The sequence below is a fragment of the Actinophytocola sp. genome (assembly GCF_036402745.1).
Classification (GTDB): Bacteria; Actinomycetota; Actinomycetes; order Mycobacteriales; family Pseudonocardiaceae; genus Actinophytocola.
Map to the genome: position 1 here is coordinate 1 of NZ_DASWSJ010000391.1, position 18,107 is coordinate 18,107.

General features: G+C 70.3%; 18 protein-coding genes. 10 read left to right on the forward strand and 8 right to left on the reverse strand.

Annotation, left to right across the window (positions count from 1 at the left end):
- Together VGD70_RS34645 and VGD70_RS34650 are read right to left on the reverse strand one after the other, a co-directional pair.
- Positions 1 to 606, reverse strand: a 606-nt coding sequence (locus VGD70_RS34645) for a hypothetical protein (RefSeq protein ID WP_331088988.1), incomplete at its 3' end; no start/stop codon positions are given.
- 42 nt (positions 607 to 648) lie between these two features.
- Positions 649 to 921 (reverse strand): hypothetical protein, encoded by a 273-nt coding sequence (locus VGD70_RS34650; protein WP_331088990.1) that lies wholly within the window; start codon positions 919 to 921, stop codon positions 649 to 651.
- A gap of 429 nt (positions 922 to 1,350) precedes the next feature.
- Between VGD70_RS34650 and VGD70_RS34655 the strand changes: the two genes are divergently transcribed.
- The 5 genes from VGD70_RS34655 to VGD70_RS34675 are packed head-to-tail and all read left to right on the forward strand — an operon-like array spanning position 1,351 to position 3,474.
- Positions 1,351 to 2,514 carry a helix-turn-helix transcriptional regulator gene (locus tag VGD70_RS34655; protein ID WP_331088992.1) on the forward strand — a complete coding sequence of 388 codons (1,164 nt, stop codon included), beginning with the start codon at positions 1,351 to 1,353 and terminating at the stop codon, positions 2,512 to 2,514.
- A 48-nt stretch (positions 2,515 to 2,562) separates the two neighbouring features.
- The gene (locus VGD70_RS34660) at positions 2,563 to 2,781 is read left to right on the forward strand and encodes a Scr1 family TA system antitoxin-like transcriptional regulator (protein WP_331088993.1); all 219 of its coding nucleotides are present in this window, start codon (positions 2,563 to 2,565) and stop codon (positions 2,779 to 2,781) included.
- 22 nt (positions 2,782 to 2,803) lie between these two features.
- Positions 2,804 to 3,010, forward strand: coding sequence for a DUF397 domain-containing protein (locus tag VGD70_RS34665; RefSeq protein WP_331088995.1), 207 nt, complete (start codon positions 2,804 to 2,806; stop codon positions 3,008 to 3,010).
- Positions 3,011 to 3,047: 37 nt separating this feature from the next.
- Positions 3,048 to 3,251, forward strand: coding sequence for a hypothetical protein (locus VGD70_RS34670; protein WP_331088997.1), 204 nt, complete (start codon positions 3,048 to 3,050; stop codon positions 3,249 to 3,251).
- A gap of 16 nt (positions 3,252 to 3,267) precedes the next feature.
- Complete coding sequence (locus VGD70_RS34675) at positions 3,268 to 3,474, forward strand: DUF397 domain-containing protein (RefSeq protein ID WP_331088998.1); 207 nt, start codon at positions 3,268 to 3,270, stop codon at positions 3,472 to 3,474.
- Between the two features lie 133 nt (positions 3,475 to 3,607).
- Here the strand turns inward: VGD70_RS34675 and VGD70_RS34680 are convergent, their stop codons facing one another.
- The 4 genes from VGD70_RS34680 to VGD70_RS34695 form a co-directional block, all read right to left on the reverse strand.
- On the reverse strand, positions 3,608 to 4,231 hold the full coding sequence (locus VGD70_RS34680; protein ID WP_331089000.1) for a class I SAM-dependent methyltransferase: 624 nt from the start codon (positions 4,229 to 4,231) through the stop codon (positions 3,608 to 3,610).
- Between the two features lie 190 nt (positions 4,232 to 4,421).
- Positions 4,422 to 6,656, reverse strand: coding sequence for an ATP-binding domain-containing protein (locus VGD70_RS34685; protein WP_331089002.1), 2,235 nt, complete (start codon positions 6,654 to 6,656; stop codon positions 4,422 to 4,424).
- Positions 6,657 to 6,812: 156 nt separating this feature from the next.
- Positions 6,813 to 8,222: a cytochrome P450 gene (locus VGD70_RS34690; protein ID WP_331089004.1), complete on the reverse strand. Its 1,410-nt coding sequence runs from the start codon at positions 8,220 to 8,222 to the stop codon at positions 6,813 to 6,815.
- 46 nt (positions 8,223 to 8,268) lie between these two features.
- Positions 8,269 to 9,471 carry a TetR/AcrR family transcriptional regulator gene (locus VGD70_RS34695; RefSeq protein ID WP_331089006.1) on the reverse strand — a complete coding sequence of 401 codons (1,203 nt, stop codon included), beginning with the start codon at positions 9,469 to 9,471 and terminating at the stop codon, positions 8,269 to 8,271.
- Between the two features lie 241 nt (positions 9,472 to 9,712).
- Between VGD70_RS34695 and VGD70_RS34700 the strand changes: the two genes are divergently transcribed.
- Positions 9,713 to 10,927, forward strand: a complete 1,215-nt coding sequence (locus tag VGD70_RS34700; RefSeq protein WP_331089008.1) for an acetyl-CoA C-acetyltransferase — start codon at positions 9,713 to 9,715, stop codon at positions 10,925 to 10,927.
- 29 nt (positions 10,928 to 10,956) lie between these two features.
- Entirely contained in the window at positions 10,957 to 13,122 is a 2,166-nt protein-coding gene (locus VGD70_RS34705) for a 3-hydroxyacyl-CoA dehydrogenase NAD-binding domain-containing protein (protein WP_331089010.1), read from the forward strand.
- 69 nt (positions 13,123 to 13,191) lie between these two features.
- Here the strand turns inward: VGD70_RS34705 and VGD70_RS34710 are convergent, their stop codons facing one another.
- Positions 13,192 to 14,703 carry a beta-N-acetylhexosaminidase gene (locus tag VGD70_RS34710; RefSeq protein WP_331089012.1) on the reverse strand — a complete coding sequence of 504 codons (1,512 nt, stop codon included), beginning with the start codon at positions 14,701 to 14,703 and terminating at the stop codon, positions 13,192 to 13,194.
- A gap of 173 nt (positions 14,704 to 14,876) precedes the next feature.
- On the opposite strand from VGD70_RS34710, the gene VGD70_RS34715 reads away from it, so the two are divergent.
- The 3 genes from VGD70_RS34715 to VGD70_RS34725 are packed head-to-tail and all read left to right on the forward strand — an operon-like array spanning position 14,877 to position 17,949.
- Entirely contained in the window at positions 14,877 to 16,166 is a 1,290-nt protein-coding gene (locus tag VGD70_RS34715; protein ID WP_331089014.1) for an extracellular solute-binding protein, read from the forward strand.
- Positions 16,167 to 16,222: 56 nt separating this feature from the next.
- Positions 16,223 to 17,122: a sugar ABC transporter permease gene (locus tag VGD70_RS34720; RefSeq protein ID WP_331089018.1), complete on the forward strand. Its 900-nt coding sequence runs from the start codon at positions 16,223 to 16,225 to the stop codon at positions 17,120 to 17,122.
- Positions 17,119 to 17,949 (forward strand): carbohydrate ABC transporter permease, encoded by an 831-nt coding sequence (locus tag VGD70_RS34725; RefSeq protein ID WP_331089016.1) that lies wholly within the window; start codon positions 17,119 to 17,121, stop codon positions 17,947 to 17,949. The genes VGD70_RS34720 and VGD70_RS34725 overlap by 4 nt, the downstream gene beginning before the upstream one ends.
- A gap of 23 nt (positions 17,950 to 17,972) precedes the next feature.
- On the opposite strand, the gene VGD70_RS34730 is transcribed toward VGD70_RS34725, so the two are convergent.
- On the reverse strand, positions 17,973 to 18,107 hold a 135-nt coding region (locus tag VGD70_RS34730; RefSeq protein WP_331089020.1), incomplete at its 5' end, for a hypothetical protein.

Sequence of the window (18,107 nt, forward strand, 5' to 3'; positions counted from 1 at the left end):
TCGAACCAGGCTCGCCGCGCGCACCCAACGCACCCCGGGGTCGTCATAGGGGAAGGTCGCTTCTCCCGCTTCGACCGGAACCAGACCGCCGCCGCTTCGGTAGAGCGTGCCCCGGACACCGGAGACCGGAGCACGCCGGACACGGATGGCGGCGGCGCCGTTTCGCAGTGCCGGGCACAGCCGGCTCGCCACCCGGACACACGGGAGGCAGACCGGTGGTTCGGTCACGGCCATGTTCTCCGGCCAGCCGGGCCAGTCCCCACGATGGTCCTTGAGCAGCCACAACACACCCTCGCCCGACCGGTCCGCCGGACCGGCGCAGACCTGGCACAGCAGCCGGCGCATCGCTCGCCGCTGCCGCAGCGGATGCACCCGACCGAAATCCGGCTCCCCTTCCCGCGGCCGGGCCAGCGTGCGGTACCACAGGACACCCTTGTCGTCGCGGTCGATCAACGTCTCATCCAGATAGCCGACACCGATGCCCCGGCGTTCGACCAGTTGATGCGGCGGATCCTTCTCGGTACTCCACGCGGTGATGTAGGGCGTGTGAGGCGTGAGGGCCCGATAGTTGGTGCGCGCCTCTTGCCTTGACGATCCTCGGGACATTTCAGCCTTTCTCCTTGCGGTAATTGAGGTTCGGCGAGCGAGTTACGGTTCGGGGTCGAGGTGCGTGCCCATCAAAGGCGGCGGGTCGCCGTGCTGGTCGCGCCGGTCGGCCCGCGCCCGCAGGCCGTCGGCCATCCCGGCCACCCGCTCGGCCAGCGCCCGTTCGTCCTCGGTGCTCAGCGCCGCCGCCCGCCCCGCGTCGGCGTCGAGGAACCGCAGGACGTAGCGGCCGAGCAAGGTGTTGACCTGGGTCACCTCGGCCATGAGCAGGCCGTCTCGGTGGGCGACGTCATCAGGTGGCGGTGTCCGGTTCATTGGTGCTCCGTCGGTCGTCCGCGCGTGCGGAGCACCGTGCCCACCTCGATGAGCAGCGTGTGCACGGTGCCGTACGCATAGCCGGTGGACCTCGGCTGGCTGCTCGGCCAACCGTCCGGTGGCCGGGTCGAACGCTTCGCGCCACGCATAGAAGGCGGCGGTCGCGAGGTGCCGTGGCGTCGGCACAGTCGCCGCCATCGGACTTCCAGGACAAAAGTGCGCGACGCCGCTGTCTTGCTCCTGATCCGCTCGCCGCCGTTCACTGTGCCGAAACAGTCTCGGGGCTCTCTCCCTGCATCTGCGTCCTCACCTCCTGTTACCTCCCGAAGCTAAGCGCGATCCGCGCGCCCGAAGGGGGAAGGAAGGGGGAATCCGCAGGTCCAGGCCCTGCTCTCGTCACTCGAACGGTTGACGTGGCAGTCTTGACTCATGGAGAAGCAGAACACGAGGGTTGGCGAACGCGTGGCGAACCTGCGCAAGCTGCGCGGTCTCACGCAGGGCGCACTTGCTGTTCGCAGCTCCTACTCGCTCGACACCGTCAAGAAGGTGGAGCAAGGCCGTATACCGCCGAGCGCCGCGTTCGTCGGAACTGTGGCACGAACCCTCGACGTGGACCCGGCCTACCTGTACGGCGTCGAAGACCGCATTCTGGCGGAAGAGTCGAGCGCAGTTCAGCTCGCGAACCTCCGGGCCGCTGTAGATGCGTGGGATGCCCCGCGGCCGGACGGCCCACTCCTCAGCCTCGACACGATCGACCGCCGACTCGACGCCATCGCCCGGCAAGTGGCGAGCACGAAGTACGCCGACGCGGCCGATGCCCTCTCCCCGTTGCTTCATCACCTCTATGTGCTCGCCGACCGCACAGGCGCCGCCGGTGAGCGCGCCCGCGCCGCCCTGCACGACGCATACAGGCTTACGGCCACCGTCGCAGGCCGCTTCCGGCAAGCCGACATCGCAGCAGTCGCGTCCGAACGACACATCCAGCTGGCTCCTACCACCGGCGATCCGCTCCGAGTCGCTATCAGCGCCTTCCACCGGTCATCGCGGTACCTGGGACTGGGCGACTACAACGGTGGCCTCCGGGTCCTCGAGCGAGTGGAGGAGCATCTGACCGACCCGTCCCCTGTGGCGACACAGGTACACCTCCGCAATGCCGTCCTCTCAGCCCGCGCCGGTAACCTCGACCGCGCCGACGAGTACGTAGCCGAAGCCCGTGCCATGCGCCGGGACGATCAGGCCAGCTACCGCGGCATCGATGCCTCCACGCTGAATATCGACGTGCACTGGTGCGCACTGCCGGTCGAAGCGCTCGACGGAACCGAAGCGGTCCGCCGGGGAGCAGAGGTCCAACTCGGAAGCTCCAGCAGGCCAGAGCGCCTCGGCCATCACCACATGGACCAAGCGCGCGCCTGGCTCCTGCACGGCGACCGCAAACGCTGCCTCGACGAGCTCAACGCGGCGCGACGCGTGGCCCCGTTCAACACCCGACACCACCCGTCGGTCCACGAAACCCTCATCGCGCTTGCCTCGGCTGACCGCCGGAGGACGGAGTCACTCGCGGGCTTCGCCAGGTGGGCAGGAGTAGCCGTCTAGCGAGATCTGGCCTCCTGGTGCCCGCGATCAGGAGGTGTGTAGGCGGCTGTGGGCTGCGACTTCACCGTGCTGGCCTTCCCAGGTGCCGGCGATGCCGCCGAGCCGGAGGTCGCCTACACCGAGAACATCATCGGCTTCATCCTGCAGGACGACAGCGACCAAGTGACCCGCTTCCAGCGCATCTACGATGCGGTGTGGGGCAGGTCGATGGGCGCCGAAGCATCTGTCGACACGATGCGCCAAGCCCAATCCCAGCTCACGACGTGATGATCCCGAGGAGGGGTTACTAATGATCAGTGACATCCTCTCCCGCGCCAACTGGCGTACTAGCAGTAAGACGCAGGCAAACGGCTCCTGCGTCGAGCTGGCTACTGACGGCCAGGAGTGGGTAGCTGTCCGGGACAGCAAGAAGCCTGACGCGGGCGTGCTCGTGGTCGAGGCCCGCACGTTCCACTTCTTCCTGCGTTCGGTCAAGGACAGCGGTGTGCAGGCGTAGTCCGGGCAACAGAACAGCACCGCCACGTGATCGGCGGGTGCTGGCCTTTCCTGGAGCCGGTGGTGTCGCCGAACCGGAGTCGGTCTACTCGGAGAACGCAGTCTTCTTCATGCTGGGGGACAGCAACGATGAGGCATCTCGCTTCCAGCGCATCTATGATCAGGTGTGGAGCATGACGGTGGACGCCGAGGCGTCAATCGACATGATCCGACGCGCCCAAGCCCAGCTCACGACAGAATGATCTTGAAGGTTCAGTAATGATCAGTGATGGCTTCTTGTGCGTTACGTGGCGTAAGAGCTCAAGATCGATACCCAACGGCTCCTGCCTGGAGCTGGCTACTGACGGCCAGGAGTGGGTAGCTGTCCGGGACAGCAAGAAGCCTGACGCGGGCGTGCTCGTGGTCGAGGCCCGCACGTTCCACTTCTTCCTGCGTTCGGTCAAGGACAGCGGCGTGCAGGCGTAGTCCGGGCAACAGATCAGCGCCGCCACGTGATCGGCGGGGCTGGTGTACTGGGACGACGAGGGTGGAGCTGGTGACATCGTGCGGTAGCGCCGCAGCCTGGGTGTCATGGCAGGAGCGTGAGGACTGGCGGAGGTTACCGAGGCGGTGCTGCGGGCCGGCGGGCGAACAGGATCGCGCCCGGCTTCGGCTCGTCCGGATTCAGCAGGTGCTGCGCCTCCACGGTGAAGCCCGCCTCGCGGAGCCAGTCGGCCACGCGGGACGGTTGGCGGTGGTGCCCATCCGCACTCGTCGTGATTTTTGACTCGTCACCGACGTGGAATCCCACGGCCAGCACCCCGCCCGGCCGCAGGACCCGGTGGAACTGTACGAGCACGCCCGGCACCGCCTCGTCCGGGATGTGGATCAGCGACCACCACGCGAGCACGCCGGCGAGGGAGTCGTCGGCGAGGTCCAGGTCGGTCATCGAACCGACCTCGAACCGCGCACCGGGGTGCTCGCGGCGGGCGATCTCGATCATCGCGGGTGACAGGTCGATGCCGAACGCGTCCGCGCCCAGCTCCCGCAGCAGGGCGGTGGTGTGCCCCGGCCCGCAGCCCACGTCGGCGACGGGCCCGCCGTCGATCGCGCGGACCAGGTCGGCGAACAGCACGACCCCCGCGCGAACGTGGATCAGCCTGTCGAGCAGGTCGCGGGTCTCGTCGGCGTAGCTGGCCGCGACGGTGTCGTACGAGTTCCGGGTCTCGGTCAACCAGGTCATCAGAGAACCGTAGCCCTTCAACCGAGCGTCAACAGGAATGCACGCCTCGATGCGGCGACACACTCAACTCGCAAGGCGCGTGCTTGGGGTCGGTCAGCAGATGGTCCGGGAGCGTGGATGATCGTCCGGACCCGCACGGCCGACGAGATCCTCGGATCACTCGCCGCCCACTGCCAACGAAATCGACGACTCAGGACACCGGCCGGGGCTCCAGTGAGCGCAGCGACTCAGGCAGGTCCGCGGTGTGGATCACGGCCAGGCGCTGGGTCGCTCGCGTCAGGGCCACGTACAGGTCGGCCGCGCCGGAGGGCTCGGCGGCCAGGATTCCCTGCGGCTCCACGATGACCACCGCGTCGTACTCCAGGCCCTTGGCCGCTCGCGGGGTCACCACCGGAAGGTCGACGTCGAGCGCGAGGCCCTCCGGGGCGATCACCGCCAGCGTCCCGCCGGCCACCGAAGCCGCCTCCGCGCGGGCCGCCTCGGCCACCACGGCCGACAAACGGTCCGGCGCGCACCGGTGCGACCACGGGAGGATCCCGCTGTCCCGCACGGACTTCGGCGGCTGCAGCGACGGGTCCAGCTCGGCCAGGACCTGGGCCGCGACCGCCATGATCTCCGCCGGCATGCGGTAGTTGATCGTCAGCTGGCGGTAGGTCCAGCGGGACGGCACGTAGTCCTCCAGCATCGACGCCCACGTGCGCGCGCCCGCCGGGGACTCGCGCTGTGCGAGGTCGCCCACGATCGTCATGGACCTGCTGGGGCAGCGGCGCATCACGATCCGCCAGTCCATCTCGGACAGTTCCTGCGCCTCGTCGACGACCACGTGCCCGTAGGTCCACTCGCGGTCCGCCGACGCGCGCTCGGCCAGCGAGCGGTGGTCGCGCTCCTCGTGCCGCTCGGCCAGGCCCTCCGAGTCGATGAGGTCGACCGCACGCAGCACCTCGCCGTCCGGGTCCTCCTCGGTGTCGAGGATGTCGAGCACGCCGCGGGCGTACCGCCGCTCGGCCCGGCGGAGCCGCTCGGCGGCCCCGTCGTCGCGGGTGAGCGGGCCGAGCAGCTCCACCGACTCGTCGAGCAGCGGCGCGTCGGAGACCGTCCAGTCCGAGCCTGCCTCGCGGTACAGCGCGTCCCGCTCCTCCTCGGCCAGCGTCCCGTCGCATGCCGCGGCGAGCCGGTCGCGCGAGCCGTACAGCTCGACCAGCAGCCCGTACGGCGTCAGGCGCGGCCACAGCTGGTTCACCGCCACCGACAGCTCGCGGCTGCGGGACAGCTCCGACCGGACGTCGGCGACCAGGTCCGAGCCCAGCTCCGGCACCTCCCGCGCGTCGAGCCAGTCGCCGCCGATGCGGTCCACCGCCTGCTCGGCCAGGTCGAGGATGAGCGAGTCGCGGTACACCGGGCGCGCCTGGTTGTGCCGCACGCCGGCGGCCCTGGCCCGGGCTCGAGCCCGGTCGGCGACGGCTGCGTCGATCGACACGGTCACGTCGTCCAGCTCGATCTCGATGGGCGTGTCCGGCAGCTCCTGGCGGTCGGCGACCGCCGCGGCCAGCACGTCGACCATCCGCAGGTCACCCTTGACCCGGCGGGCCGCGGGCGGGTCGGTCGCGGTGGTCTCGAGGCCGACGTGCAGCTCCCCGGGCGTCGCGAACACCGCGTCGGTCTCGCCCAGCGACGGCAGCACGTCGCCGATGTAGCGCAGGAAGCCGGTGTTCGGCCCGATGATCAGCACGCCGCGGCGCGACATCCGCTCGCGGTGCGCGTAGAGCAGGTAGGCGACCCGGTGCAGCGCGACCACGGTCTTGCCGGTGCCCGGCCCGCCGTCGATGACGACGACGCCGGTGTGGCCGAGCCGGATGATCTCGTCCTGCTCGGCCTGGATGGTGGCCACGATGTCGCCCATGGTGTCCCCGCGCGGGGCGTTGAGCGCGGCCAGCAGCACCTCGTCGCTGTCGACCACACCGTGATCGAGAACGTCGTCGTGGAAATCGAGTACCCGGCGTCCCCGCGTGCGGAAATGGCGTCGCCGGGTGACCCCTTCGGGATTGGCGGCGGTGGCACAGTAAAATGGCCGCGCGACCGGCGCGCGCCAATCGGTGAGCAGCGGCTGGTAATCGTCGTCCTCGTCGAACAACCCGATTCGGCCGATGTACAGCACGTCCCCGTCGGTCTGGTCGAGCCGGCCGAAGCACAGCCCGCTGTCGGCCACCCGCAGCCGCCCCACCCGGGCGGACAACGTGTTCGCGGCCACCTCACGGCGCCACATCGCGTCCGTGGAGTCCTCGGTGTGGTCGCGCAGCACCTCGTGCAGCTCACCGGCCGCCGCGGCCCGCTCGGCATCCAGCCGGCCGTAGAGAAACGCGATGTGATCACGTTCCGCGGCCAGCTCGACGTCGTACTGTGTCTTCGAGAACACTGCCTTTGACAAATGCGCCCCTCATCCGTTATAATCATCGCATTCGGTCAATTCCGTGCCATTCCGGAATGGCCGAACAATTGATTATTACCCGGCTGTCAAGTCACCTGCGAATTGGACTCGCAGCCGCCCGGGCCGACCCCAGCGGCGGCCCGGCGCGTGACTCGGTCAGCGGCGTCGCAGGGAGATCGGCAGGCCGTCCTTCGGGACCGGCAGCGCGGTCGGGTCCCAGCGGACCTCGTAGGCCTCGTCGATCGACCACTCGAAGCGGCGGACCAACTCGTGCACCAGGGCCTTGACCTCGTAGGTCCCGAAGTGCATGCCGATGCACTTGTGCACGCCGCCGCCGAAGGGCATGTACGCGAAGCGGTGCGACTTGTCCTCGCGGCGCTCGGCGGAGAAGCGGTCGGGGTCGAAGCGGTACGGGTCGGTCCAATACTCGGGCAGCAGGTGGTTGACCCACGCCAGCGTCGTCACGAACACGCCCGCCGGCAGGTGGTGGCCCAGCAGGTCGGTGTCCTTCACGGTCTTGCGGACCATCCACGGCACCGGCGCCACCAGTCGCAGCGACTCCTTCAGCACCAGGTCCAGCGCGGGCAGCGCGGACAGCGCCTCGACGGTCAGCGGCCCGTCGCCCAGGGCGAGCGACTCCTCGCGCACCCGTGCCTGCCAGTCGGGGTTCTTGCCCAGGTAGTACGTGACGGCCGAGGTCGCGATGGTCGACGTGTCGTGCGCGGCCATCATCAGGAAGATCATGTGGTTCACGACGTCCTCGTCGGTGAACATCTCGCCGTCGTCGGTGCGGGCGTGGCACAGGGCGGCGAACAGGTCGTCGGAGTCCGAGGCCCGCTTCGCCGGCAGGCTGCGCCGGAAGTAGTCCTCCAGGACCTTCCGCCCGCGCAGCCCCGCACCCCACCGCCCGACCGGCAGCCGCACCAGCGCCGTCCCGGCGCGGACCGTGTCGACGAACGCCCGCGTCACCCGCTCGCTGTCCCCGCCGATCGACGACGCCATGAAGACCTTGGTCGCCACGTCCAGCGTCAGCTGCTTGAGCGCCGGGAACACGGGGAACCCGTCGCGTGCGGCCCAACTGTCCACTTGCGAGCGCACGACCTCGCCGACCTGGTTGAGGTACCCCGAGAGCCGGTCCGCGGTGAACGCCAGCTGCATGAGCCTGCGGTGGTAGAGGTGTTCCTCGAAGTCCAGCAGCATCAGCCCGCGGTTGAAGAACGGCCCGAGGAAGTACTCCCACCCCTGCTGCGAGTACGCCTTGTCCTTGTTGGCCAGCACGACCTGCGTCGCGTCCGGCCCGGTCGCCGAGACCATGCGGACGCCGAACGCCCGCACCCACGACACCGGGCCGTACGTCTCGTACCGCCGCATCGCGTAGTTCACGCCCAGCCGCAGCATCTCCAGACTGTGCCCGAGCACCGGCAGCCCGGGGTCGCCCTGGACCGGCTTCAGCGAGCTGCCGGCGGGCGGGGCGGCGAGGTCGCGGCTCGGCCACTCGCGGTGGAGCAGCCACTGGTCGAGTGCGTTCTTGTCGGTGGTGTAGGGAGCGCGGAGCACGGTGGACATGGGGCACCTACCTCCTGGCCGGGCGCGTCTGGTGGATCATGATCCATCAGGCGCGCTCCAGCACGGTGACGGCCAGCTCGGCGAGCTCGGCGGCGATCCTCGGTCGGGCGACGATGCGCGGCGTGCGGGCGAGGTCGTTGACGACGGTCAGCGCGGCGTGCACGGTGATCCGGGCGTCCGGTTCGGACAGCTCGGGTGCGACGGTGCGCAGCAGGCGGATCCACTGGGCCACGTACTCCCGCTGCACGCGGACCAGCTCCCTGCGGTCGCGGTCGGGCAGGTTGCCGAGCTCGCCGGCGAACGTGGCCATGAGGTTGTCCGACCGCAGCACGGTGTCCACATAGGACGAGGCGAGCCGGGCGAGCGCGTCGTGCGGGTCGGTGGCCGCGCCGGTCGCGGCGGCCGCGGTGCGGTCGAGCCGCTCGGCCATCTGGTACCCGGCGGCGACGAGGATCGCCGACTTGCCGGGGAAGTAGCGGTAGATGCTCGGCCCGGCGATGCCCGCCGCCGCGCCGATGTCCTCCATGCTCACCGCGTGGTAGCCGCGGTCGCGGAACAGCCGGGTGGCCGCGGTGAGCAGCTCCTCGCGCCGCGACGCCGACGCCAGCACGGGCACGGGCCGCGCCGAGGGCAGCCGGGCCGGCTCGGGTGCGGCCTCGCGCGGGACCCGGTCCAGCACCGCGCGGGCGAGCCCGGCCAGGCGTGCCTCGAACCGCTTGCGCGGCAGGCTCACGTGGTGCACCGAGACGCTGCCGAACACCGACAGCGCCGCCCAGCACAGCAGCTCCGCCTCGGCCTTGGGCAGGTCGGGGCGGGCGTCGCGCAGCGCGATGCCCCACTGGGCCATCAGCTCGGTCCCGCGGTGGCGGATCTTGGCCTGGTCGGCGCGGTCGAGGTGGCGGCCCTCCCAGCGCCAGATCGCGGTGACCTCGCGCCGGTCGACGGCCAGCGCGGCCACCGCCCGCAGCAGCGTGTCCAGCTGCTCCTCCGCCGTCCCCGGCTCGGCCAGCGCCTCCTCGGTGACCAGGCCGAACACGTCCATGCCGGACAGCAGCACGTGGGCGAGGATGTCCTGCTTGCCGCGGAAGTGCCGGTACACGGCGGGGCCGGTGACACCGGCGGCCGCGGCGATGTCGTTGACGCTGACCTGGTGGTAGCCGTGCTTGCGGAACAGCTCTGCCGCCGAGTCGGCCAGCTGGGCCTTCCGGTTGCGCGGCCGCCGGGCCGGCGCGCGTTCAGTCTGGGGCAACGTGGTCCTCCCGGCGTGCGGCCTCTTCAGCGAACGTAGACCAGCCGCCTACTGTTGGCAATCGGCCAATTCCGCCCGATATGTGAATCGTGATTCGCGGACGCCGCGGTCGAAGGTACGTGTCGTCGCGGCGGGCTCGAGTGTGGCGTGGGGTACACCACCATTTCGGGTGCCGGACGTTGACAACCACGGATCCGGTGCCACGATGTTAATGAGGATTAGCTCCCGAGAGGACCCTGACGTGCCTACCGAAGCATTCGTCTATGACGCGATCCGGACCCCGCGCGGTCGGGGCAAGAAGACCGGGTCACTGCACGGAACCAAGCCGATCTCGCTCGTCGTGGGACTCATCGACGAGCTGCGCAAGCGCAACCCCACCCTGGACGCCGACCGGGTCTCCGACCTGCTGCTCGGCGTGGTGACGCCCATCGGCGACCAGGGCAGCGACATCGCCAAGACCGCGGCCATCGCGGCTGGGCTGCCCGACACCGTCGGGGGCGTGCAGCTCAACCGCTTCTGCGCCTCGGGCCTCGAGGCCGTCAACATCGCCGCGCAGAAGGTGCGCGCGGGCTGGGACGAGGTCGTCATCGGCGGCGGCGTCGAGTCGATGTCCCGGGTCTCCATGGGCTCCGACGGCGGCGCCTGGGCGATGGACCCGGCCACCGCCTACGACACGTACTTCGTGCCGCAGGGTGTGGGTGCGGACCTCATCGCCACCATCGAGGGCTTCTCGCGCGAGGACGTCGACGGGTACGCCGTCGAGTCCCAGCAGCGCGCGGCCAAGGCGTGGGCGGGCGGCTACTTCGCCAACTCGATCGTCCCGGTCGTCGACCAGAACGGCATCACCGTGCTGGACCACGACGAGCACATGCGCCCCGAGTCGACCGTCGAGTCGCTGGGCAAGCTCCCGGCGTCGTTCGCCGCGATCGGCGACCTGGGTGGCTTCGACGCGGTGGCGCTGCAGAAGTACCACCACGTCGAGAAGATCAACCACGTGCACTCGCCGGGCAACTCCTCGGGCATCGTCGACGGCGCCGCGCTGGTGCTGATCGCGAGCGAGGAGGCAGGCACCGCGATGGGCCTCACCCCGCGGGCGCGGATCGCGGCCACCGCCACCTCCGGCGCGGACTCGACGATCATGCTCACCGGCCCGGTCCCGGCCACCCAGAAGCTGCTCGACCGGACCGGTCTCACCGTCGAGGACATCGACCTGTTCGAGCTGAACGAGGCGTTCGCCTCGGTGGTGCTCAACTACCAGAAGAAGCTGAACATCCCGAGCGAAAAGCTGAACGTCAACGGCGGCGCCATCGCGATGGGCCACCCGCTGGGCGCCACCGGCGCGATGATCCTCGGCACCATGGTCGACGAGCTGGAGCGCCGCGACGCCCGGCGGGCGCTCGTGACCCTCTGCATCGGCGGCGGCATGGGTGTCGCCACCCTCATCGAGCGCGTCTGAGACTCCCGAGCGACAAGGAACGACACTCAATGACCGAGCAGAACACCATCCGCTGGGAGAAGGACGCGGACGGCGTCGTCGTCCTCACGATGGACGACCCGAACCAGTCGGCGAACACGATGAATCGCGCCTACGCCGCGTCGATGGCCGCCGCCGTCGACCGGCTCGAGGCGGAGAAGGACGACATCACCGGCGTGGTGATCACGTCGGCCAAGAAGACGTTCTTCGCCGGCGGCGACCTCAAGGACATGATCCAGGCGAAGCCCGAGGACGCCAAGGACGGCTTCGAGTTCATCACCGGTATCAAGGCGCAGCTGCGCCGCCTCGAGCTCCTCGGCAGGCCCGTGGTCGCGGCCATCAACGGCGCCGCGCTCGGCGGTGGCCTGGAGATCGCGCTGGCCTGCCACCACCGGATCGCCGCGGACGCCAAGGGCTCGCAGATCGGCCTGCCCGAGGTGAGCCTGGGCCTGCTGCCCGGCGGTGGCGGGGTCACCCGCACCGTGCGGCTGCTGGGCATCCAGACCGCGCTCCTGTCCGTGCTGCTGCAGGGCCAGCGGCACAAGGTCACGGCCGCGCTGGAGCTCGGCCTGCTGCACGAGGTCGTGCCCACCGTGGACGAGCTCCTGCCCAAGGCCAAGGAGTGGATCAAGGCCAACCCGGACGCGGCGCAGCCGTGGGACACCAAGGGCTTCAAGATCCCCGGCGGCAGCCCGTCGCACCCGGCGTTCGCGGCCAACCTGCCGGCGTTCCCCGCCAACCTGCGCAAGCAGCTCAAGGGCACGAACATGCCGGCGCCGCGGGCGATCCTGGCCGCGGCCATCGAGGGCGCGCAGGTCGACATCGACACCGCGCTCGTCATCGAGTCCCGGTACCTCGTCGAGCTGCTCAGCGGGCAGGTCGCGAAGAACATGATCAAGGCGTTCTTCTTCGACCTGCAGCACATCAACTCCGGCGGCTCGCGGCCCGACGGCTACGAGAAGTTCACCGCGCGGAAGGTCGGCGTGCTCGGCGCCGGCATGATGGGCGCCGGCATCGCCTACGTGTGCGCCCGCGGCGGCATGGAGGTCGTGCTCAAGGACGTGTCGGCCGAGGCGGCCCAGAAGGGCAAGGACTACTCGGTCACGCTGTTCGAGAAGGCCGTGTCGCGGGGGAAGTCCACCCGGGAGCAGGCCGACGAGACGCTCGCGCGGATCCACCCGACCGACAAGCCCGAGGACCTGGCCGGCTGCGACCTGGTGATCGAGGCCGTGTTCGAGAGCCCCGAGCTCAAGCACAAGGTGTTCGGCGAGATCGAGCACATCGTCGACCCGGACGCCGTGCTCGGGTCCAACACCTCCACGCTGCCGATCACGAGCCTCGCCGAAGGGGTGAAGCGGCAGGAGGACTTCATCGGCATGCACTTCTTCTCGCCGGTGGACAAGATGCCGCTGCTGGAGATCATCGTCGGCGAGCGCACGAGCGACGCGACGCTCGCGAAGGCCTTCGACGTGGCGCAGCAGATCAAGAAGACGCCGATCGTCGTCAACGACTCGCGCGGCTTCTTCACCAGCCGGGTGATCGGCACGTTCATCAACGAGGCGATCGCGATGGTCGCCGAGGGCGTGCACCCGGCGTCGGTGGAGCAGGCGGGCTCGCAGGCCGGGTACCCGGCGCCGCCGCTGCAGCTGATGGACGAGCTGACGCTGACGCTGCCGCAGAAGATCCGCAAGGAGACCAAGGCCGGTGTGCTGGCGGCCGGTGGCACGTGGGTCGACCACGCGTCGGAGCCGCTGATCGACCGGATGGTCGACGAGTTCGGCCGCAAGGGCCGCTCCTCCGGCGCGGGCTTCTACTCCTATGAGGACGGCAAGCGGGTCGGCCTGTGGCCGGGGCTGCTCGAGCACTTCACCAAGGAGGGCCACGAGATCCCGTTCGAGGACATGAAGGAGCGGATGCTCTTCGCGGAGGCCCTCGAGACGGTCAAGTGCTTCGACGAGGGTGTGCTGCGGTCGGTGCCGGACGCGAACATCGGGTCCATCATGGGCATCGGCTTCCCGCCGTGGACCGGTGGCGTGATCCAGTACATCAACGGCTACGCCGGTGGCCTTCCCGGTTTCGTCGCGCGGGCACGCGAGCTGGCCGAGCGGTACGGCGACCACTTCCTGCCGCCGGCGTCGCTGGTCGAGAAGGCGGCGAAGGGCGAGACCTACGAGTAGGACCTCCGGTGCCGCCGTGGCCAGGGCCTGAGCGCCCTGGTCCCGGCGGCACCGCCGTCTCCGGAGGCGTCAGCTCGGTTCCCTGATCCGGCCCGGCACGCCCGGTCTCGTCTGCCACGGGCGGGGACCGTCCAGGGGCCGGTACTCCACGCCCAGCGCGTCCAGCCGCGGCAGGTGGTGCTCGGCCAGCCGGCGCTCGAACTCGGCCAGCGAGCGGCCCTCGCCGCGGGACCACACCACCTCCGCGAACGCCGCCAGCCTCGGGAACGCCGCGTAGTCCACCCGCCGGGGGCTGTCGAGGTGCTCGGTCCACACCTGGGCCTGCGCGCCCAGCACCCGCGCCGCCGCCGCGGCGGGCATCGACGCCGGGATCGGCTCGTAGGCGTGGACGTCGGCGAGCGTGCGGCGGAAGCCCACCGGGATCGGCTCGTCCGGATGGTCGGACTGGCGGTGGTCGAGGTAGGTCTCCTGCTCCGGGCACATCACCACGTCGTGGCCGGCCGCGGCCGCGCGGATGCCGGCGTCCTCACCGCGCCACGACGCCACGATCGTCGACCGGGGCACCGAGCCGCCGTCGAGGATCTCGTCCCAGCCCAGTGCCCGGCGCCCGAGCGAGGACAGGTGCGCGGCCAGCCGCGAGACGAACCACCCGTGCAGGTGCGCCGGCGAGGACAGGCCCAGCTCGGCCATCCGCTGCCGCGCCAGTGGGCTGCGCGCCCACTGGGTCGTCGGCACCTCGTCGCCGCCGAGGCAGATCACCGGGGACGGGAACAGCGACGCCACGTGGGTGAACACCCGCCGGTAGAACTCGACCGTCTCCTCCGACACGTTCAGCACGTTGTCGCTGATGCCCCACCGGGTCAGCACCCGCAGCGGCGCCCCCGTGACACCCAGCTCGGGATACGCGGCGATCGCCGCCTGGCTGTGCCCGGGGATGTCCACCTCGGGCACCACGGTCACGTGCCGCGCGGCCGCGTACGCCACGATCTCCCGCAGGTCCTCGGTCGGGTAGAAACCCCCGTGCGGCCGGCCGTCGTGGTCGGCCGTCCCGTCCGGCGGGCGGCCGACCCACGAGCCCTCGCGCCACGAGCCGACCTCGGTCAGCAGCGGGTACTCGGGCACCTCGATCCGCCAGCCCTGGTCGTCGGTGAGGTGCAGGTGCAGCACGTTCAGCCGGTGCACGGCCATCAGGTCGATGAACCGGAACACGCCGGCCTTCGGCATGAAGTGGCGCGCCACGTCCAGCAGGCAGCCGCGCCAGGAGAACCGGGGATGGTCCTCGATCTCGCCGCACGGCAGCACCCACGGTCCACTGTGGATGTCGGCGGCGCGGAAGGCGTCCGGGCCCAGCAGCTGGCGCAGCGTCACCTCGGCGTAGTACGCGCCGGCCCGGTCCGCGGCGACCGTCGTGACCCCGTGCGGCGTGATCGTGATCCGGTAGCCCTCCGGCGGCAGCACGGCCGGGTCGAAGCGGACCACGCTGGACACCTGGGCCGGGATGCCCGGCGTGACGAACCGGTAGGTGCCGGGAGCTGGGCGGACGTGGACGGGACGGGGCAGCAGACCCGCCAAGCTCGTCACCCCTGCCATGCTCGCCCCCGTCCGGCTCCTCCGGTTCGAAGGATACGAGCAGTCCGGGCGGATCGGTACCGGTGCTTGTCCCGTTCACGACAGAATTGGTTTAGACCTTGTGCGGTGGTCGGCCCGAGCCCTAGCATCCGAATGCCAGGAGCGGCTCAGGCAACGGGGGTCCGATGAGGTTTCGACGCGCGCTCGCCGCCGCCGCCCTGGGTGCCACCCTCATCGCCTGCGCGCCGCCCCAGGCGTCGAACACCGCGCAGGACGGTCAGGGCGAGCGGACCGGCCAGCTCAAGGTCTGGCTCTTCCAGGAGGCCAGCAACGGCCCCAAGGAAGCCGTGGTCGACGAGGCCACCCGGGAGTTCGAGAAGGCCCACGACGGCGTCACGGTCGACGTCGAGTACCTCCCGGTCGACGGCCGCGCGACCCGTTTCAACGGCGCGTTCAACGACAAGGCCAGCGCGCCCGACGTCGCCGAGTTCGGCAACACCGACCTCGCCGGCTACACCGCGTCCAACGGGTTCGCCGACCTCACCGCGGACCTCGAACGGTGGAAGGACAGCGCGGACCTCGTGCCCGAGGTGCTCGACACCGCCAAGGTCGACGGCAAGGCCTACGGCGTCCCGTGGTTCACCGGCACCCGCGCGCTCTACTACCGCACCGACGTCTTCACCCAGCTGGGGCTGACGCCGCCGACGACGCTGGCCGAGCTGGCCACCACCGCCCGCGCGGTCCGCGCCGCGCGGCCGGACCTGTACGGGATCGCCGTCGGCGGCAAGTACCTCTTCGCGCTCCTGCCCTACATCTGGGCCAACGGCGGGGACATCGCGAAGCAGGACGGCACCGCGTGGTCGGCCACGATCGACAGCGCCGAGGCGCGGGACGGCCTGCGCCAGTACGCGGAGCTGATCGCCGACGACATCTGCCCGCCCGCCCAGTGCGCGCAGCTGACCGGCAGCCAGTCGGTGGCCGCGTTCGCCGGCGGCAAGGCGGCGATGACGATCGGCGGCGACTTCAACCGGGCGGCGGTCGACGCCGGCGCGGTCAAGGGCAAGTACGCGGTGATCCCGTTGCCCGGCACCGAGTCCGGCAAGATCGCGCCCGCCTTCGCCGGTGGCAACCTGCTCGGCGTGCTCGGCTCGAGCCCGCGCCGCGCGCTCGCGCTGGAGTTCGTGACGCTGCTGGGCGGCAAGGACTACCAGCGCAAGATGTACGCGGCGATGGGCACGATGCCGACGTTCGCCGACGTGCAGGACGAGATCGCCACCGACGACCCGTTCCTCGCGCCGTTCATCGAGACGGCGCAGGCGGGGACGAGGTTCGTGCCGGCGACCCCGGCGTGGACCACGATCGACGCACAGGCCGTGCTGCCCACCGCGGTTCAGCAGGTGGCCACCGGCCGGCTGGACGTCGAGGCCGCCACCGCGGCCGCGGCGGCCGAGATGAACGCCGCCTTCAGCGCGTAGTGGCTGTGGTAGCGCCCCCGATCACCTCTGCCGCGCCGGCCGACCGCACCCGGCCGGTGCGGCAGGGGCCCGGGCCCACCCGGCGTGGTGACGGCCGGGCCGCGGCGCTCTACCTGGTGCCGGCCGCGGTGATCCTCGCCGGGCTGCTGGGCTACCCGATCTACCAGCTCGTCGTCATCTCCCTCTACGACTACGGCCAGCCGCAGGCCAGCGGCGCCGCGCCGCTGGTGTTCCTCGGCGCGGACAACTACGTCGCGCTGCTCGGCGACCCGCAGTTCTGGGACGTCCTCGTGGCGACCGTGGTGTTCGCCGCGGTCTGCGTGGTCGGCAGCCTGCTCGTGGGCACGGCGCTCGCGGTGCTGGCGAGCCGCGCGGGCTCGGTGCCGCGGATGCTGCTGTTCCTGGCCGCACTCGGCGCGTGGGCCACGCCGACGATGGCCGGCTCGTACGTGTGGTTGTTCCTGTTCGACCAGGACTTCGGGCTCGTGAACGAAGTGCTGGCCGGCCTCGGCCTCGACGCGCGGGGCCATTCCTGGACCTTCGAGCGGTTCTCCGCGTTCGGGCTCGTCGCCGGCGAGATCGTGTGGTGCTCGTTCCCGTTCGTCATGGTGACGATGTACGCCGGCATCCGGGCCATACCCGTGGAGGTGATCGAGGCGGCCGCGCTGGACGGCGCGTCGGCCCGGCGCACGGCGACGTCGGTGCTCCTGCCGATCCTGCGGCCGCTGCTGGCGATCGCCACGATCCAGTCGATCATCTGGGACTTCAAGGTGTTCACCCAGATCTACGTGATGACCAACGGGGGTGGGGTGGCCGGGCAGAACCTGGTGCTGAACGTGTTCGCCTACCAGAAGGCGTTCGCCGGCGAGCAGTACGGCCTGGGTGCGGCGATCGGCGTGGTGATGACCGTGTTGTTGTTGCTCGTCACCGGGCTGTACGTGCGGGCGCGGCGATGAGGCGCTCCCGGCTCGCGGACATCACGTGTGTCGTGCTCGCCGCCGTGGTCGCGTTCCCCTTGTACTGGATGGTGCTCTCGGCGCTCAAGCCGGCCGGGGAGCTCAGCTCGGCCGCCCCGTGGACGCTCGCGCCCACAGTGGACAGTTTCCGCCGGGTGCTCGAGGTGCGGAGCTTCGGGCTGTACTTCGTCAACAGCCTCGTCGTCGCGGTGCTCGTGGTGGCGCTGTCGCTGTTCGTGTCGTTCCTGTCCGCGGTGGCGCTGACCCGGTTCCGGTTCCGCGGCAGGACGGTGCTGCTGGTGATGCTGCTGGTGGCGCAGCTGGTTCCGGTGGAGGCGCTGACCATTCCGTTGTTCTTCCTGATGCGCTCGGTCGGCGAGGTCGTGCCGGTGGTGGGCCTCAACCAGCTCGGCTCGCTCGTGCTGGTGCACCTGGCGTTCAGCCTGCCGTTCGCCATCTGGATGCTGCGCGGCTTCGTCGCCGCGGTGCCGGTGGAGTTGGAGGAGGCGGCCGCCCTCGACGGCGCGTCGCGGTTCCGGTTCACCTGGCAGGTGCTGTTCCCGCTCGTGGCCCCGGGCCTGGTCGCGGCGAGCGTGGTGTCGTTCATCCACGCGTGGAACGACTTCCTGTTCGCGAAGACGTTCCTGATCTCGGGAACGGCGAACCGCACCCTGCCGCTGGGCCTGCTGGTGTTCTTCAAGCCGGAGGAACAGGACTGGGGCGCGATCATGGCGGGCGCGACGCTGATGACCGTGCCGGTGCTGGTCTTCTTCCTACTCGTGCAACGCCACCTCGTGACCGGCATGGCAGGCGCGGTGAAGGGCTGACACGGCGGTGAGCCGCTGGCTCGTCACTGGATGATGGCCATCAGGATCGCGGCTATCGCGAAGCCGACCACCGACAGGATCGTCTCCAGGACGGTCCACGAGCGCAGCGTGTCCTTCACCGAGATGCCGAAGTAGCGCGACACGATCCAGAAGCCGCC

Coding starts and splice junctions, on each gene's coding strand:
- VGD70_RS34680 (WP_331089000.1), bottom strand. CDS start 4,231: ATGACCTGGTTGACCGAGACCCGGAACTCGTACGACACCGTCGCGGCC.
- VGD70_RS34675 (WP_331088998.1), top strand. CDS start 3,268: ATGATCAGTGATGGCTTCTTGTGCGTTACGTGGCGTAAGAGCTCAAGA.
- VGD70_RS34725 (WP_331089016.1), top strand. CDS start 17,119: ATGAGGCGCTCCCGGCTCGCGGACATCACGTGTGTCGTGCTCGCCGCC.
- VGD70_RS34705 (WP_331089010.1), top strand. CDS start 10,957: ATGACCGAGCAGAACACCATCCGCTGGGAGAAGGACGCGGACGGCGTC.
- VGD70_RS34650 (WP_331088990.1), bottom strand. CDS start 921: ATGAACCGGACACCGCCACCTGATGACGTCGCCCACCGAGACGGCCTG.
- VGD70_RS34715 (WP_331089014.1), top strand. CDS start 14,877: ATGAGGTTTCGACGCGCGCTCGCCGCCGCCGCCCTGGGTGCCACCCTC.
- VGD70_RS34655 (WP_331088992.1), top strand. CDS start 1,351: ATGGAGAAGCAGAACACGAGGGTTGGCGAACGCGTGGCGAACCTGCGC.
- VGD70_RS34690 (WP_331089004.1), bottom strand. CDS start 8,222: ATGTCCACCGTGCTCCGCGCTCCCTACACCACCGACAAGAACGCACTC.
- VGD70_RS34665 (WP_331088995.1), top strand. CDS start 2,804: ATGATCAGTGACATCCTCTCCCGCGCCAACTGGCGTACTAGCAGTAAG.